General features: G+C 46.0%; 13 protein-coding genes and 1 rRNA gene. 8 read left to right on the top strand and 6 right to left on the bottom strand.

Features of this window, described 5'->3' with window-relative positions:
• The first annotated feature begins 215 nt into the window (after positions 1-215).
• Positions 216-331 (top strand): 5S ribosomal RNA (rrf, locus tag HRU42_RS10885).
• 1,528 nt (positions 332-1,859) lie between these two features.
• Here rrf and HRU42_RS10890 read toward each other — a convergent pair.
• Positions 1,860-2,171 (bottom strand): hypothetical protein, encoded by a 312-nt coding sequence (locus HRU42_RS10890; protein ID WP_295031054.1) that lies wholly within the window; start codon positions 2,169-2,171, stop codon positions 1,860-1,862.
• Positions 2,172-2,513: 342 nt separating this feature from the next.
• On the opposite strand from HRU42_RS10890, the gene HRU42_RS10895 reads away from it, so the two are divergent.
• The 3 genes from HRU42_RS10895 to HRU42_RS10905 all read left to right on the top strand — a co-directional run bounded on the left by HRU42_RS10895 (position 2,514) and on the right by HRU42_RS10905 (position 6,910).
• On the top strand, positions 2,514-3,920 hold the full coding sequence (locus HRU42_RS10895; RefSeq protein WP_295031055.1) for an MFS transporter: 1,407 nt from the start codon (positions 2,514-2,516) through the stop codon (positions 3,918-3,920).
• Between the two features lie 327 nt (positions 3,921-4,247).
• Positions 4,248-5,624, top strand: coding sequence for an ATP-dependent RNA helicase DbpA (gene dbpA / locus HRU42_RS10900; RefSeq protein WP_295031128.1), 1,377 nt, complete (start codon positions 4,248-4,250; stop codon positions 5,622-5,624).
• Between the two features lie 383 nt (positions 5,625-6,007).
• Positions 6,008-6,910, top strand: a complete 903-nt coding sequence (locus HRU42_RS10905) for a diguanylate cyclase (RefSeq protein WP_295031057.1) — start codon at positions 6,008-6,010, stop codon at positions 6,908-6,910.
• A 313-nt stretch (positions 6,911-7,223) separates the two neighbouring features.
• On the opposite strand, the gene HRU42_RS10910 is transcribed toward HRU42_RS10905, so the two are convergent.
• The 5 genes from HRU42_RS10910 to HRU42_RS10930 all read right to left on the bottom strand — a co-directional run bounded on the left by HRU42_RS10910 (position 7,224) and on the right by HRU42_RS10930 (position 12,853).
• Positions 7,224-7,358, bottom strand: coding sequence for a hypothetical protein (locus tag HRU42_RS10910; RefSeq protein WP_295031058.1), 135 nt, complete (start codon positions 7,356-7,358; stop codon positions 7,224-7,226).
• A 251-nt stretch (positions 7,359-7,609) separates the two neighbouring features.
• On the bottom strand, positions 7,610-9,316 hold the full coding sequence (locus HRU42_RS10915; protein WP_295031060.1) for an amidohydrolase: 1,707 nt from the start codon (positions 9,314-9,316) through the stop codon (positions 7,610-7,612).
• A gap of 136 nt (positions 9,317-9,452) precedes the next feature.
• On the bottom strand, positions 9,453-10,217 hold the full coding sequence (locus HRU42_RS10920) for a hypothetical protein (protein ID WP_295031062.1): 765 nt from the start codon (positions 10,215-10,217) through the stop codon (positions 9,453-9,455).
• A gap of 496 nt (positions 10,218-10,713) precedes the next feature.
• Positions 10,714-12,177, bottom strand: a complete 1,464-nt coding sequence (locus HRU42_RS10925) for a DEAD/DEAH box helicase (protein WP_295031063.1) — start codon at positions 12,175-12,177, stop codon at positions 10,714-10,716.
• Between the two features lie 160 nt (positions 12,178-12,337).
• On the bottom strand, positions 12,338-12,853 hold the full coding sequence (locus HRU42_RS10930; RefSeq protein ID WP_295031065.1) for a type II secretion system protein: 516 nt from the start codon (positions 12,851-12,853) through the stop codon (positions 12,338-12,340).
• A gap of 361 nt (positions 12,854-13,214) precedes the next feature.
• Between HRU42_RS10930 and HRU42_RS10935 the strand changes: the two genes are divergently transcribed.
• From HRU42_RS10935 to cydC, 4 genes are all read left to right on the top strand, one after another.
• On the top strand, positions 13,215-13,424 hold the full coding sequence (locus tag HRU42_RS10935; RefSeq protein WP_295031066.1) for a DUF3565 domain-containing protein: 210 nt from the start codon (positions 13,215-13,217) through the stop codon (positions 13,422-13,424).
• A 79-nt stretch (positions 13,425-13,503) separates the two neighbouring features.
• The gene (locus HRU42_RS10940; RefSeq protein WP_295031068.1) at positions 13,504-13,866 is read left to right on the top strand and encodes a DUF3622 domain-containing protein; all 363 of its coding nucleotides are present in this window, start codon (positions 13,504-13,506) and stop codon (positions 13,864-13,866) included.
• 351 nt (positions 13,867-14,217) lie between these two features.
• Positions 14,218-16,023 (top strand): cysteine/glutathione ABC transporter permease/ATP-binding protein CydD, encoded by a 1,806-nt coding sequence (cydD, locus tag HRU42_RS10945; RefSeq protein WP_295031070.1) that lies wholly within the window; start codon positions 14,218-14,220, stop codon positions 16,021-16,023.
• Entirely contained in the window at positions 16,020-17,813 is a 1,794-nt protein-coding gene (gene cydC, locus HRU42_RS10950) for a cysteine/glutathione ABC transporter ATP-binding protein/permease CydC (RefSeq protein ID WP_295031071.1), read from the top strand. Before cydD ends, cydC begins: the two co-directional genes overlap by 4 nt.
• Positions 17,814-17,873: the final 60 nt, after the last annotated feature.

Here is a 17,873-nt window from a genome sequence, read left to right on the forward strand (position 1 = left end):
TTAACCATACAACCCAGATGGGTTTATTCTTGTGAAGAGAAGTATGTGGTTAATGCGTGTATTACTTGATAAGCACAAAAGAATACGAACTTGATTTAAGTCGAACTTAATTATTACTTTTATTTAACGCTGTTTAAAAGACTATTTTAAATGGCCAGCTTTCTAAATTCTTTTACCTTTAGCTTTTTAAAAGCTGAAAGTAATCGCCAAATTAGTCTGGAAACCATAGCATTGTGGCACCACCTGAACCCATCTCGAACTCAGAAGTGAAACGCAATCGCGCCGATGGTAGTGTGGGGTCTCCCCATGTGAGAGTAGGTCATTTCCAGGCGCCTATTTAAGTAGAAAAGCCACCTGAATAAGGTGGCTTTTTTGCGTCTGGGTATTTTAAAAATATAGATGTTATTGCCCATATCCTACTTCAGTGCAGGCAGGTGACTTTTCCACTTAAGCACGTACGTGCAATGCCTAGCCCCGATGTCGACCCGCCGCTTAGCGGGGTCCCCAGCTTGCAGCAAAGCTGCTGAATACTGCGTATTCAAAGCACTGTTTTTTCGCCCCCATGTGTCCACTTCGCGGATCGAGGTCACTGATATGCTCCTGCATAAGTGACACTTCCCACATCCATGTGGGTCGTAAGTCATTTCCAGGCGCCTAATTTCTCGTAAAGAGAGTCGATAAAGCCCGTTGCTAACGCAACGGGCTTTTTTCGTTTAGGCCTGACTCTTTGTTGCAAGAAGTGACCGAACGAACATGGGGAATATAAAGAGCCCGAACGCAGTGAGGTTCATTCCATGTGATAGGTCGATAATTGCATCCTGCATAATCGACACTTCCCACATCCATGTGGGTCGTAGGGTGAAGGGCCTGCGCTTATCAAGCTGGGTTGGTAGAAAAACGTTCCAGACATTTTCTATATTCCTCACATCCTTGTGAGTCAACGCGGAGGATTTCGATAACTGCTCCTGCGTTATTCTACTTACCGCCATCCTTGGCGGCACGCCCGAAGCTGGGCCATTGGAAGGCGCCTTGGTTGCAGACTACAAAATCACTATTTCCGAGACCAATCGCCGCTGAGCTTGGTCAGAAATTGCGTCCATGCATTGCTGACATTCACCACATCCATGTGGCTTGCTCCCCAGCTTGCAGCAAAGCTGCTGCGCGTTACGACAATGCAATGTACTGTGTACATTAAGCACACTGTCTCCACCCCCATGTGAGAGTAGGGTGAAGGGCCTGCGCTTATCAAGCGTAGCTTGATGCTGGGTTGGTAGAAAAACGTTCCAGACATTTTCTACATTCCTCACATCCTTGTGAGTCAACGCGGAGGGCTTCGATAACTGCTGCTGCGTTATTCTACTTACCGCCATCCTTGGCGGCATGCCCGAAGCTGGGCCATTGGAAGGCGCCTTCGATTTTTTGTTCCATAACAGGCGCTCATTAAGTGACTAAGCCACCTGAATAAGGTGGCTTTTTTGTACAGGAAGTACTTATCCTTGAACGCCAAGGATGGCGTAGGAAAGGGTTTTCGTCTGGAATTTAATAAAATTCAGCTGTTTAGCTCGAACTTATCAGTACTGATATCAGGTGACTTATCCATTTAAGCACGTACGTGCAATGCTATTTTGGTTTATAAAGAGTCGATGTCGGTCGATAAATGCTCCTCGATAACGGCTCCTGCGTTATTCTACCTTCGTCCATCCTTGGTCTCGTACCTCCTGAATCCTTTCAGTCGTGCATAATCGACACTTCCCACATCCATGTGGATCGCCACGCCGCTGAGCTTGGTCAGAAATTGCATCCATGCATTGCTGACATTCACCACATCCCCACAGTTTGCAACAATGCTACTTCATGGTCTAATCGCAGAAACCTTCATGAAGAAATAGGTGTCTGGTTTGGTTAAATCTGGATTCGTCTGCAGTGATAAAGTCTATGGCTAGCTGATACTTTGCTAGGACAAATTTTTCTAGTTTAGCTATTTCGTATTCATTCATAACTATATTCATGGCTTCTTGAGTCCACTCGGGTTCACCAAGCCCTATATCATTGTCATCAGGATCATAGTGCGTCACCATCCATTCCTGAAGCTGATCTGAGTTTATCTTCTGCTCTCCCCAAGAGTTAAGTACATCGAGAAGCTGCTGTTTACTGATATTAGGTTTCGTCATAGGTCTACCATTACAAGGGAGCAAATTGAGTAATGGCGAAGAGTACCTGTAATTGCTGGTAGGATCGAGTCTTGTCGCAGTCGATGATAACCCTAGCCGTATGCTAGATATCTCCCTTTAGCTTAACTGAACCTTAATTTACTGTAATTCACTTGGCTATGCGTGTTAGTATCAAAAACTAATTTAACTGGGTTGATTAGTACTTTTGTTCTAACTAATCTATTGATAAATAACTTTAAAATAGTTGGTTGTGGGTGGTGCAGACAAGGTAGTGATGACAATTCACTTGTCATATCCAGTCATCAACTTATAACACTTACTTGAGCTGTGGATAACAATAATATGAATGAAAGAGTCTCACCAAAACCTCAATTCCCAAGAATATTTTGGATCGCTAACTGTGTCGAACTGTTAGAGCGCGCGGCTTACTACGGCGTGTTTATCGTTATTACCCTATACCTGTCCAGAATTCTTGGTTTCACTGATATCGAAGCGGCCTGGTTAGCGGGTTCATTTTCTGCTGGTTTATATTTTCTGCCTACATTTACCGGTGCACTGGCGGATAAAATGGGCTTCAGGTCGGCTCTTTTGTTAGCTTTTGGTCTGCTAACCTTAGGTTATTCAGGTTTAGCCCTTTTCCCCGCTCTGTTAGAGGCTCAGGGATTGGTAGAGTATGGCCGTGAAGCCATTTACCATGGATTGAAAGAAGCTGATATTCGTTGGGCTATTATTCCTATCTTGATTGTCATCATGATCGGCGGTTCATTTATCAAGGCGGTGATCACTGCCACAGTGGCTAAGTCCACCACAGCGGCGAACCGTGCCAAAGGCTTCTCGATTTTCTACATGATGGTCAATATCGGTGCCTTCTCTGGTAAGACTGTGGTCAAGCCGTTGCGGGAGTCGATGGGAGATCTTGGTCTGGTTAACTTGAACTATTTTGCCGCGACTATGACCTTGATAGCCTTTGTCAGTATCTACTTTTTCTTCAAAAATGCCGAGACAAATACCCAAGGTAAATCACTCGACGAGATATGGTCAGCCCTTATCAAGGTACTTACCAATGGCCGTCTAGTTACCTTAATACTCATCATCACTGGCTTCTGGATGGTGCAACATCAGTTGTATGCAACTATGCCTAAATATGTGCTGCGCATGGCGGGCGAAGGGGCTTCTCCTTCTTGGTATGCTAACGTTAATCCGTTAGTGGTATTTATGACTGTCAGCTTAGTGACCTCGTTAATGAGTAAGCGAAGTGCCTTATTTTCCATGAGCATAGGCATGCTTATCATGCCATTTTCTGCACTCTTGATGGCTTCTGGAAACATGCTCGATGGCGACGTGGATCTCGGATTTATGCAGATGCATCCTATCGCCTTTATGATGATAATCGGTATCGTGTTTCAGGGTTTGGCTGAGTCATTTATCTCACCGCGTTTCCTCGAATACTTCTCGTTGCAGGCCCCCAAAGGAGAAGAGGGCTTGTACTTAGGCTTCTCTCACCTGCACTCATTTATCAGTTCACTGCTCGGCTTTGGTCTATCGGGTTATTTGCTGCAAGCTTACTGCCCAGATCCACGTACGTTTTCCAGCCATGAAGCCTGGCTAGAGGCATCGGCCAATGCTCACTATATCTGGTATGTGTTTGCGGCCATCGCTACTGTCTCGGCAATTTCATTGATCATCTATGGCGTAGTGATCAAACGGTTGGATTCTAAAGCCGCAGAGGCAAGTCTGGTTACAGCTTAGGGTAAAGTGAGTCGAAAGGATTAAACCAGAAACAAGTATGCTCCAGCTTTGGGGCATACTTGTTTCTAGTGCTTAAATTTTCAGAGATTGACTACGATTTTCGGTTACCTATTAGCGCAAGTCAGTATAAAAATTGCTATACTCCGCCCATCATTATTAAGCCTGATTACCATCGATTTCACGGGGTGATATTTCGCTTAATAAATTCGATTTATATCAGCGGTATATCAGTAGTTTTAATTGATATTCGCTTTCATGGCGAGCTTGTCGTCGTGATAAAAATAGGAATAGACCTTGAGCCAAGTTACCCCAAAAGCAGACACCAATATGTCATTTTCGACATTGACCTTGAAACCTGAGTTAATTGATAACCTTAAGACCATGGGTTATGACTCGATGACAGCCATTCAGGCGCAAAGCTTACCGGCTATCTTGAACGGTGAAGATGTGATCGGCCAAGGTAAAACCGGCTCGGGTAAAACCGCAGCATTTGGCCTAGGTCTATTGAACAAGTTAGATGTGAAACGTTTTCGAATTCAGTCGCTGGTCTTGTGTCCGACTCGAGAGTTGGCTGATCAGGTAGCGAAAGAGATCCGTACTCTGGCTCGCGGTATTCACAACATCAAGGTGCTGACCTTATGTGGTGGCGTGCCTATGGGGCCGCAGATCGGCTCGCTCGAACATGGAGCCCATATCATAGTGGGTACGCCGGGTCGTATTATCGATCACCTGTCGCGTGAGCTGTTAAATCTTGAAAACGTTAACACCTTAGTGCTCGATGAAGCCGATCGTATGTTGGAGATGGGCTTCTTGCCAGATCTGGATTACATCATGGCCGAGATGCCACGTGAACGTCAGACCTTGTTGTTTAGCGCCACATTCCCTAAGCAGATCCAAAAGGTCGCAGAGCAGATAATGTTTAAGCCTGTGATGGTCAAGGTCGCATCAACTCATGATAGCAACAGTATCGATCAGCATTTTTATCAGATTGACAGTAATAAAGATCGTCAAAAAGCGTTGCGCTTATTGCTACTGCAGCACCGTCCTGATAGCGCAGTGGTCTTTTGTAATACCAAGCGTGAGACTAAAGATGTGGCGGCCACATTAGCCAATGATGGTTTCAATGTCGTAGCGCTTCATGGTGATCTGGAGCAAAGAGACAGAGATATCACCCTGATGCAGTTCGCCAACAAGAGTGCCTCGATCATGGTAGCAACCGATGTCGCCGCTCGCGGCTTGGACATCGAAGCATTGGATATGGTGATTAACTACGAATTTGCCTTCGATACCGAAGTGCATATTCACCGCATAGGTCGTACTGGCCGTGCTGGCAGTAAGGGCACAGCCTTTACCTTCTACACCTATGACGATGATTACAAGATTAAGTTGTTAGAAGAGTCTTTGGGTCGTGATATCGTCAGCGAAGGTTTACCCCCTGAGAATCTATTAGACACCTTCCCGACTCAGCCTAGAATGGTCACCCTACAGATCGAAGGCGGCAAGAAGAACAAGGTGCGCCCCGGCGATATTCTTGGCGCACTAACCGGTGACGATGGCATTCAAGGCTCAGAAGTCGGCAAGATTAAGATCACCGAATTTCGCTCATATGTCGCCGTTGACCGTAAAGTCGCTAAGCGTGCCCTGCATAAAATAGTCAACGGCAAGCTTAAAGGTCGCACGTATCGTGCTTGGGAAATGAGATAACCTAGTTTGCTAGTCTCATAGTTGAGACTAGGTTTTAATTTTTGAAGGGGAGCGATTAAGATCGCTGCCCTTTTTATTACCTTTAATTCAATGGTAACGTTAAGCCTCTAGTGCCCCACTAGAGGGGGGGAAGACCGTTTTAAATATGCTTCTCAAACTCAATCATAAAACGATTTTAGACAAAAGTAATAATTTCCCAAGGCTAGATCATAGCCTAGCGCTGGTTAATTATAAGGAGTGGTTACTCTAGTTTTTTGTGAGTAGTAGCTATTTTTACTATCTGTTTATTGTACACACCTAGTTACAATAAAATTCGTTACGATAATGATGGTTATGGATATATAAGTGTTAGCATTTTGAAAAGTGCTTACTGGATTTAGCGTGTGAACAACAATAATAATTATAATAAAATACTGTTTGATCACGCTGTCATCGGCCTAGCGTTATGTCGAATGAATGGCGACTTGGTCGATGTTAACTCTGCGTTCGCGGCAATAATTGGTAGGTCAACTGAGGAAGTATTAACCTTAAGCTATTGGGAAATCACGCCAGAAAAATATCTATCACAAGAAGCTATGCAACTAGAGAGTCTCGAAGACACAGGGAAATACGGGCCTTATGAAAAAGAGTACCTTCACGTGGATGGTCATCTAGTGCCTGTGTGCTTATCTGGACAAATTGTCGACATAGAGGGTGAGCGCTACATTTGGTCCAGTGTTGAAGATATCACAGCCCGTAAACAAACAGAAAATGAACTTGCTCGTCTCTACAAAGAAGTGAAACAACAGTCGTTATTGGATGGGTTGACAGGAGTATCCAATAGAAGAATGTTTGACTTAAGCCTTGAGAGAGAGTGGAAGCATTCTGTAAGAGACGGAGTGCCATTGTCATTGATCTTGATCGATGTGGATTATTTTAAGATGTACAATGATGGTTACGGTCATAGGCAGGGCGACGAGTGTTTGAAACTGATTGCTCAATTATTAAGTACGTTAGCAAGGCGTCCCCTTGATTTAATATCACGATATGGTGGCGAAGAATTTGTCTTATTGCTTCCTAATACAAGCAAATTACAGGCTATTCGTATCGCAGAGCAATGCATTAGCATTGTACGAGCAAGGAGCATCCCACATAAATTATCCAAGACCAGTGATATCGTTACGGTTAGCGCTGGAGTGTGTACTGTCATTCCCATGGGGGATACAAGGTCATCTAGTCTCATCGAAGCCGCTGATAAATTGCTCTATGAGGCCAAGACAAATGGTCGTAACCGACTTGAATATTAAGATATTAATCTGAGACAGCTGATTGCCATGGTATTTTTTGAATTCAGGTCATGCAGGGATTTTACTTGAGTCCTAGTGGTTAGATGTCTTTACAAGGTTATCCTTACCGAAAATCCAGTTTAGCTTCCAAGTTTCTGGTTCATGGGGCTAGCTACGCCAGCGTTTAGTCGAATACCTTACTGCATGCAGAACATGTGTTGAAAGCATCATCCCAACGGCGGATATCGTTGGCGCGTCTCCATCGTGATTGCCAGAATCCATCATGCAGGCACCATCCTAGCTCTATCAGTAGCGTGTCTTGCTCTTTTACCGGCTAAAACGGGGTGATCATTACTGCGGCCCAGGTGATGCCGCCGCGGTTATCGGCCCAGTTTTGCCAGAAGCTATCCAGATTAATCCATTGCAGACTCGACACTTCCCATGCCTTAGATTGACCATTTATTAACATGATCTGGCCGTTATATTCGCCTTTTAGCCCGTCTGTTAGTTCCGCCTCTTGGGTTTGTTTTTTGCATCACCTGTGTAGACTGCTGCAGAGATTAATATCATCATCAATACTATGGTAGCCGCCATGGCGCGTAAAAAGTACCAACAGACCTAACCTGGTGTACTTGAGAGCTGAGATTAGGTCAGAATGTATGCGGACTTAGCATGTTCCAAAGGAGCTCATTGAGCTCCTTTGGAACAATAAAAGCAAAGTTATAGATTTTTTGTTGGTTGTGACGCTATATCAAACACCTTAATTCCATTAATCCAGGTCTCTAATACCTGGGTCTGCCATATCATCTGTGGGTTGCCTTTAACCAGATCTTGGTCGATAAGAATAAAGTCGGCTTTCATACCTGGAGCCAGCTGGCCGATACTGTGTTCCTGATGCGCAGAATAAGCCGCTGCAACCGTGAAGCTATTGAGCGCTTGTGTCACGGTCATCTTCTCGTCTGGGTACCAACCATTAGCGGGCTGGTTGTTGTGATCTTGGCGAGTCACAGATGCATGTAAGCCAAAGAAAGGATTGGCAGATTCAACAGGGAAGTCGGATCCCGCGGCTATAACGGCATTGGCTTGCAGTAGCTTGTGCCAGGCATAAGCGCCCTTGATACGATTAGGCCCTATCCTGTCTTCTGCCATATTTTTATCACTGGTGGCATGAGTCGCTTGCATCGATGCAATAACGCCTAGTTCGGCAAAACGTGGTATATCGTCGAGGCGTAATACCTGAGCGTGTTCGACTCTGTGTCTGAGAGCCTTAGTATTCGTCTCTTGTATCAAGTCTTCATAGGCATCTAATACTAGCTTGTTAGCGTGATCGCCAATGGCGTGAGTATTGACCTGAAATCCGGCTTGCATGGCAGTTAGCATGTATTTTTTAAGTTGCTTATCGCTATGTAACAATAGGCCTTTGTGGCCGTGAAGATCCGAATAGTCCTCGATGAGCGCTGCGCCGCGACTGCCTAATGCGCCGTCAGATGAGATTTTAACACTGCTGAGATCTAGCATACCCGAGGCGTGGTGGTAGGGGCCTTTAGCCATGATGGCGGAGAAATGTGGATCACCCACGGCAACCATGGCGTAGACTCGCACCGGCATTTCATTTTTATCGGCTAAGTTCTTGTAGGCGGTAACGGTATCGCTGCCCACACCTGCGTCGTGTACGCTGGTCAGGCCGAGTCTGGCCAGATCTGTCATAGCCGTCTTGAGTACGGTTTCTTGCTCTGCCACACTAAGCGCTGGAATTGCCCTACTAATAAGTGACATGGCGTTGTCGATAAACACGCCGCTTGGTTCACCGGTTTTAGTGCGAACTATCTCCCCGCCTTCAGGCGCTTGAGTATCACGGTCAATATTGGCAAGCTTCATTGCCGCAGTATTGGCCCAGCCAGCATGCCCATCGACACGTCTGAGCCATACGGGGGTATTAGGGAAATGTTTGTCTAATGTCGCAGCCGTCGGGAAAGTCTGTGTGGGCCATAAGACCTGATTCCATCCTCGGCCCTGTATCCAGCTAAGCTCTGGGTTATGGGTGCGAAATTCAATGGTACGAGTCACAGCCTCATCTTCAGAACGACTGCCACGAAGATTAGTCCGCATCAAGTTTAACCCCCAACCTAGAACATGACCGTGAGCATCGATTAGCCCTGGTAGCATAGTCTTGCCACCGGCATCGATAACACGTATTTCTTTAGTTAGCTGCTCGCTTACCTGAGTGGTGAAGAGTTTATCTATTTTATTGTTGGTAAACTGAATAGCATTAAAGGTCACTAATTCGCCTTGGTTTACCGTGTAGCCCTTCAGATTCTTGATCACTGTAGTCTGCTTAGTTTCTCCAGTCTCTGCTGCACTTAAAGAAGCCGATAGACTTAATAGTATGGCCGATTTTAGTAGCCAGTGACGTGTAGTAATCTTCATAGTATCAACATCTTATTCTAGTTATTTTTACCGAACTCCATACTAACAGCTAGATAACAATACGCAATGTCCGAATCGCAGTGAGTAGCGTGTGCCTAGTTGGACTATGAAAAGGGCATGACAAGGTTGGTGAATTTTAATTTAGCGGTATGTTAAGTAGACTTTCATCCAGTTTTACTTCAAAATTAGTCATAAAATCATCGGTAAGTCTTTGTTTTTCTTCTCTACTGACATATCTATCTTTACCTTGGATATTAGCGACTAATTGACTTGTTATTTCACCGTAAACTGTATGTAATAAATGTTGTAATGCAACAATGTTATCATCACTCATTGAGGGATTAAATGTTAAAGATTTATTTTTGCTTATGGGTCCATAGAGCCCTTCCCAAAGGGGAGTTCCAGTAAGCGAGATTAGCGTTGCTTTAAGCTGGGGCAAAAACATTAACCCCTTCTCGCTAGGAATAACAATACACCAGGGCTCGAGTTTTATAACCTGCTTTTTTATATTTGAATTTAGATGAATAGATTTGATAATTCCCATTAAATCTTGGTTTTCATGTAGTGAACTCAGTAGAATTTTTGCCAAGTCAAATTTTTCTTGCAACTCCAGTTCTAAACTACCCTGTAAGCTATTCTCATTAACAATATCTGATACTAAAACGCCTATAAGGCCGAAATATGGCCCTAAATTTTCAGATGAATCAGACCAATCTACTACAACAAAACCAGTACCTTTAATTCTTCTGTCACCAGGAGAGAGACTTAAGTCGTTCCAGTTAATGTTTAATACATCTAAATTTAATTCTTTATTCGACTCACTAGGAATAGCGCCTCCCTTTTGTGTCGACTGACAGCCCATAGATAAAAAAACTAAGATTATGATAATTAAATATTTCAAATACACTCTGAACCATCCTTGTCTTCGTTACGCCTCAGTATTTATGGGGCGCACGGTTTGCCTAGTATAAATCGCTCGTTTAACTTACTGCTGCCAAATCCATATTATTCTGGGCTGTAGGCATTCTACATGCTAAAGGAATTTTATTTTTTGTTGTAGTCTATTTTCAAACTATACGAAATAAATGTTGGATATTATTTAATAAGATAAATAGGTTAGAGTAAATATAGACAAACGTTCTTATCAATCAGCCAGTGTCGATGCGGCTGAGAGCTTCCAAAACAGGGACGAAATCCTCATCAATGCGCCTTGAATTGAAAAACTAAGAGTCTCTGAACTGATCAGATATTTACTCTGAATGGTATAACTCATTAGGAGAGGCTTATATGAGGCAAAAAAAAGCAGAGCGGCTGCTCTGCTTATGGTTCGAAACGAGTATCGGTAGGCTGTTTAATTAAAGCGTTAATTTAAGCCGTAGTTAGGAAACCGGTATAAACTAGTTATTACCCCAGATGCTGGTATTTGAACCTGGCTTAGAGGCTGCTGAACTCGCACTGTTGCTAGCGCGGGTTTGAGAGCCAGATCTGCGGCGACTGTGACTGGCATTGCTATCATTTGGTTGATGACCGCGAGCGGCTTCACCACTGCGTTGGCCGTCTTTATGCTCGACCTTGCCTTGACCGCTGCGTGAGTCGCGAGAACCTTCGCCTGAGCGAGCGCCATTGCTACGCGAATTGCCATTACGACCATTTCCGCGGCCATTGGCATTGCGTGGACCACGGTTTTGACCATGTTTTCTGTCATTGAGATCGGTTTCGGCTACCACTTGTGTCGGCACAAAACCTTCCACCTCTTTGCGTGGAATATTTTGCTTAATTAAACGTTCAATGTCCCTGAGAAGCTTGCTTTCGTCAGCACTGACTAAGGAGACTGCTTGGCCACTGGCACCGGCGCGGCCAGTACGGCCGATACGATGAACATAATCTTCTGGCACATTCGGCAGGTCGAAGTTAACCACGTTAGGCAATTGGTCGATATCGATACCACGAGCGGCGATGTCGGTTGCGACTAACACACGAACGGCACCACTCTTGAAATTCGCCAGCGCCTTTGTGCGTGCGCCCTGGCTCTTGTTGCCATGGATAGCGGCAGCAGTCAGATCGTTAGCCTCGAGATTCTTGGCGATGCGGTTGGCACCATGCTTAGTACGGCTGAAGACGAGTACCTGTTGCCAGTCATTTTGTTTGATCAGATGGATCAGCGCCGCAGTCTTCTGCTTCTGATCGATCATATAGATATATTGCTCAACGGACTTCGCCGTGGCGTTACGTGGGGTAACAGAGATCTCGACTGGATTGTTCACCAGGCCTTTAGCCAGTTTACGAATATCGTCGGAGAAGGTCGCCGAAAACATCAGGTTCTGACGTTTAGCCGGCAATGCTCGAAGAATTTTTTTGATGTCATGAATGAAGCCCATATCTAACATGCGATCGGCTTCATCGAGGATCAGCACTTCAAGTTGGTTGAAGTTCACCGCGCCTTGGTTATATAGGTCAAGTAAACGACCGGGAGTGGCGACTAATATGTCGACGCCTTTACCCAGCTTAGAAATTTGTGGGCCTATGCCTACGCCACCGAAGACTACTGCGGATTTGAGTGGCAGGTACTTACCATAAGTTTCGACACTCTCGGCGACTTGAGCCGCAAGCTCACGAGTCGGTGTTAATACCAGAGCGCGTACTTTTTTAGCTTGAGCACGGTTGCCTCTGCTTAACAGCTCTAATAGAGGTAGAGTGAAGCCTGCGGTTTTACCTGTGCCAGTCTGGGCTGCTGCCATTACATCCTTGCCTTCGAGCACTGCGGGGATCGCTTGAGCTTGAATTGGCGAAGGTGTCTCATAGCCTTTATTGGCTACGGCTTTTAAAATCGGAGCGGATAAACCCAGGGAGGTAAAACTCATAGATTGGTCTCTTGACGCGGCTAAAACAGCGGCTTTCATGGAGCCAGATGGTCTGGCGGGCGTGCAGCTTACAGCATCCCCATTGAAAGCGCTATGTAATTAAAGGCCACAGAGGCCGAGTCATAGGAGTATGCCCGGCGCTTGTCATTCAGGTTGTCTCTTAACAACCCGAATCTTCACGGTCGAAACTAGCCGTGTTGCCTGACGTCTCCCACTTGTAGTGGATATAGCATTTTGTCGCCTCAACCTGGGCCTGACTTGGTTGAGCAATATTCAGTTTTTGTTTGGGGCTGGCGACGACTTGATAGGTACCGGCCACATAAATACGATAGGACCAGTCGCTAACATCGAGGCCAGCAGCCTTAAAAATTTCGGGCGGCGTCGAATAACCCGTGCTCGGAGATGTGCCGTTTGAGCTTGCGGCCCAGACTTGGTGCTTCGAACCCACGATTTCGTTATAGACGACTCTGGCGTCTCCACCATTTGAAATCAGTGACTTGGACTTAAACAGTGTGGCCGCCGATTTCATTGCTGCGGATGCGCCAGCAAGCTGGCTGCGGTAGGCATCGGATTGCAGGTTAATAAATTTAGGCGCCGCGGTCACTGCAAGTATGCCCAAAATGATGATGACCACCACTAATTCGATGAGGGTAAAACCTGTTATTGTTTTTTTCATATTGTGTAAGCTCCGTCTTAGCGACTGTCGAAAAAGCGTTAATCATAAAATTTAAGCTGTGGTTAAAATAATAGTCTCATTGTTTCTATGCTAATTCCTTTAGTCATTTACAGCGGGATACACACAGATACATATATAGTATTTATGAAAACATTCTTTGGCTAGTGCAGGCACATTAAGTGTGACCTAGGTCACGTTTTCGAGTGTTAATGAATGGGTTTAAATTTTTGTGGTGACACTTACTGTTATAAGATGCGAAACTTGATGGTTAAAGGATGTTGTTTACACTCTGTACGTGTTAGTCTCGCGCCCTAAAAGGCTCATTTGCCTCTATCACTCGGGCTTTAGGCCTGTAGGCGCTATGAAACAGTCGATAGTGGGTTATATCAAAGATGATGAGAATCATTGGCTTGTTAAGCTTTCATGTGGTCACAACCAGCATGTCAGACATACGCCACCTTGGGTTGTTCGCCCTTGGGTGATAACGGCCGAAGGCAGAGCATCTATGCTTGGTCATAGGCTCGATTGCAAAAAATGTGATCTGAGCCAGTCTAGAGAAGTGGATGAGTAAATGAGCTGGAAACATATTTTGTACTTAACGCCTGGGCCATTGGCTGGCGATAAGATTTTATCTGTAGGAAATAAGTAATATGACACAAACCAAAAAGTTCGATTTTCGCATCGTTCAAGACAAGCAAGTTTGGGCGGCCGAGATCACTCGTCGTATGACTGCGCGAAAAACTATCGTCTCTAAGCGTAAAACAGGTTTCGCGACCGAAGCCGAAGCAAGTGCCTGGGGAGAGAAGGAGCTTCAATCCTTCCTCGATAAGCTGATGCTGCGTAACGAGCGTAAGGCTAAGCAACGTGACGAGCGTACCCAAGCCGCTGCATCTAAAGAGCAAGCTGCCGATGCATGGCGTGATGCGCGTGATGTTGCCGACGGCGGCGAGTCGTCTGACTCAAGCACTTTCGATGAAGACAGTGACGACTACGCGTCTGATGAGTCGAAGTAACGGGATTCAAACTTGCTCATTGTCATGGTTCATTATCATGACTGATTAGATAAGGGTCGGTTGAGCAGATGCTCACCGACCTTTTTTTATGGGCTCATTTCTCTACCGATTATATTGTCCTAGTTTATCGCCACTCGATATTCCTATTGGTTTTGTGCTTGCCGAAATTTAGCCCTTTTCTAAGACAGATTAACTAAGTACAGGTTCCATGTTTTTTTGATCTAGCGCAATTTTTGTGAATCTCTTAACATTTCCAAGCCTGCTAGTTTATTCCTTGTGCTATGCCTGCGATACTGCGCAAACTCTCACTTCCCACTATTTCATCATGAGATACTAATTTGCAGGAGCGGCATGGACAAATCGTTAGAGAAACAACTGACTTCTTGGTTGAGACAGCAGAAAAAAGCCTGTGGCTTCTATCTCAACTTGACTGTGTTGTTGGGATTATTAACCGGATTTTCATTAATCGTTCAAGCATATCTGCTGTCGACGATACTGCATGGCATCATCATTCTCGAGCTAGACAAGTCTGACTACACCAATGAGTTTTTATTCTTACTGGCGCTCATCCCCGTGCGGGCCTTGCTGGCGTTTGCCCGCGAGCGTGCTAGCTTCGAGTCGGGGAAACGACTCAGGTTACAAATCCGTAGTGCGGTGCTGGATAAACTAACCGAACTTGGGCCTGCCTTCATCAAGGGAAAGCCCGTCGGAAGCTGGGCGAGTATCGTGCTGGAGCAGGTAGAAGACCTGCACGACTTTTACGCCCGTTATCTGCCACAAATTATTTTGGCTGGCTTCATTCCCCTGACCATACTCATAGTGGTATTTCCGTTAAATTGGGCTGCCGGATTAATTCTGTTGACCACGGCCCCCCTGATCCCCATGTTTATGATCTTAGTCGGTATGGGCGCCGCAGACGCCAACCGTAAAAATTTCAGTGCCTTGGCTAAACTGAGTGGTCATTTTATGGACCGATTAAAGGGCTTGCCGACCCTGAAACTATTCAATCGAGGTGATGCCGAAGTCAAGGAGATCGAAACCGCGTCCGAAGAGTTCCGTGAAAGAACCATGTCCGTGCTCAAGATGGCCTTCTTAAGCTCCGCCGTGTTGGAGTTTTTTGCCGCCGTGTCTATCGCGGTTCTGGCGGTCTATTTTGGTTTCAATTATCTGGGGCACCTTAATTTCGGCGATTACGGTGGGGGGATCAGTCTGTTTATCGGCTTATTTATACTCATGATGGCACCAGAATTTTACCAGCCACTGCGCGACATGGGCACTCACTATCATGCTAAGGCCCAAGCCATAGGGGCCGCCGAAGAGTTGATGGCATTGTTAGAATATAAGCTTGAGCCTGATGCCTGTGAAAGAAAGATGGGTGTCACTGAATTAGACTGGCGCACTGGAGTCGAGATCACTGCCACAGATTTAACTGTGATGAGTCACGATGGGGGCCAATTAGTGGGTCCATTGAGTTTTCACCTCAAACAAGGCCAGCATGTGGCGCTGGTAGGGCCAAGTGGCTCGGGTAAAACGAGTCTACTCAATGCTTTACTTGGGTTTTTACCTTATCAGGGCTCATTGAAAATCAATAATGTTGAGCTCAACGAGTTGGATATGCCTCGTTACCGCAGGCATCTTGCCTGGCTTGGACAAGATCCTCAGCTATTTCATGGCTCTGTGCGTGACAATGTGGCAATGGTCAATCCCGCTATGAGGGACGCTGAGGTGGAGGCATTATTGGCTAAGGCCAAGGTGTTGGATTTCGTCAAGGAACAAGCCTTAGGTTTACAACATCCTGTCGGTGAGCAGATGGCTGGCGTCTCTGTCGGTCAGGCCCAGCGGATCGCGTTAGCCAGGGCCTTAGGACAAGATGCTAGCCTGTTTCTGTTAGATGAACCTACGGCAAGTTTAGATAGTCATAGCGAACAGGCGGTATTAAGTGCGCTGCGAGATGCTATGTCACACGCTTCATGCCTGATGGTGACCCATAGGCTAGATCAGCTCGATCAGATGGACAGTATTTTAGTGCTGGATAAAGGCAAGATCGTTCAGCGAGGTAACTTAGGTGAGTTGAACCGAGAAAAAGGGCTATTTAGGCAGATGCAACAAGATGAGTGTGACGTAGAGACTGGTATCGATATGGAGTCACGATCATGAAAGCCTTATTACCTTTTATCAAATTATTTAAGCATCAGTGGCTGATGATGTGCATTGGGCTGATATTGAGCCTGACGACCCTGATGGCAGGCATAGGTTTGCTCTCGCTATCAGGCTGGTTTCTATCGGCCGCAGCAGTAGCCGGATTAACCGCGGCGACGGCGATGATGTTCAACTATTTTACCCCAGCTGCTGGGGTAAGATTTTTCTCCATAATTAGAACGGCGAGTCGTTACGGTGAGCGCTTAGCCACCCATGAAGCCACCTTTAAACTGCTTACTCAGTTGCGAAGCTGGGCGTGGCGCAAGTTAATGCCCCTCAGTGCCAGTAATATGCAAGGGATAAGGCAAGGGGACCTGCTTAACAGGCTGGTAGCCGATATCGATACCTTAGATCATCTCTACCTCAGGCTGTTAACGCCTATGGCCGCTTCATTGCTGATGTTAGCGGCACTGTATTTGTTCGTCTCTTGGTTCGATGCCGAACTGGCGTTGATCTTATGCGGCAGCTTACTCTTGGTGTGGCTGATATTGCCTTGGATCTTCTATCATCTGGGGCGCAAACCGGGTGTCGAATTATTGGAGAGTAAACGGATCTATCGGGTACAAGTACTGGAGTTTGTCCAGGGACTGGCAGAGATCTCCCTCTTCGGTGCCAATGAGCGTTTTCGGGCCCAGCTTGCCGAGTCTGAAGCTAGGCTATTAGCTAGCCAGAGGGCGATGGCGAATGTCACGGCCTTGAGTCAGGCTGCACTGATCTTGTGTCATGGCCTAGTCGTCATGGCCATTCTTTATATGGCATCATCCGGAGTCGGTGAGCATCAGCCGCCTGGCCCAATGCTTGCTATGGTCGTGTTTATGACCTTGGCCTGCGTCGAGATGTTGATGCCAATTGCCGGCGCCTTTCAGCATCTATCTTCTTGTGTCACAGCAGCCGAGCGAGTCAATGAGCTGGTGGAACAGGAGCCGGACATAGTATTCAATAACGCCAGCGATATTCGCGTTCGCCATGGTGAACTGACACTCAAAGGGATCTGTTTCTCTTATGAGCAAGACCCCCTAGTTGCGACTAAACAAGGGGTGCTTACAGACATTAACCTGAGTATTAAGCCTGGTGAAAAAGTGGCTCTACTTGGGCAGACTGGCTGTGGTAAGTCTAGCCTGTTGTCTATGATCACCCGAGAGTGGCAAGCTAGCTCAGGGAGTATTTGGCTCGATGGCGTCGAGATTGAACAATATAGTCAGCAAGCTTTGACCGATGGCATCACCCTTATGAGCCAACGTATCTATCTATTTAGCGGAACATTAAGAAGTAATTTGGCTTTAGCACAGCAACCAGTTGCTGACTTACCGACACGGGCCGAGCGCAGACTCGTACAAGCTGCTAATGATGAGATTCTGCTAGGGGTATTAAATAGAGTTGGATTATCCAATCTGACCCAAGGTGATAAGCCACTGGATATTTGGATTGGTGAGGGGGGCAGGCAGCTCTCTGGTGGCGAGCAACGTCGGATCGGAGTAGCCAGAACCCTGCTGCGCGATGCGCCGGTATTATTACTCGATGAGCCCACCGAAGGATTGGATAAGCGCACCGAGAGAGAGATTTTGGCCCTGCTGTTTGAATTTGCTAAGGACAAGACCTTATTGATGATCAGCCACAGGCTGACAGCTATGACCCAGATGGATACTATTCATTTGATGGAGAATGGGAAGTTAAGAGTCTCAGGTTGCCATGATGATTTATTAGCGGCTGATGAATACTACGCAAGTCTCAACCATAAACTGAGTTAGCAAAACCTAGGCTAAGCAGAGATAAAAAATCCACCCTAAGAGGTGGATTTTTTATCGGTA

Origin of the sequence: Shewanella sp. (assembly GCF_013214165.1) — a bacterium.
GTDB lineage: Bacteria > Pseudomonadota > Gammaproteobacteria > Enterobacterales > Shewanellaceae > Shewanella.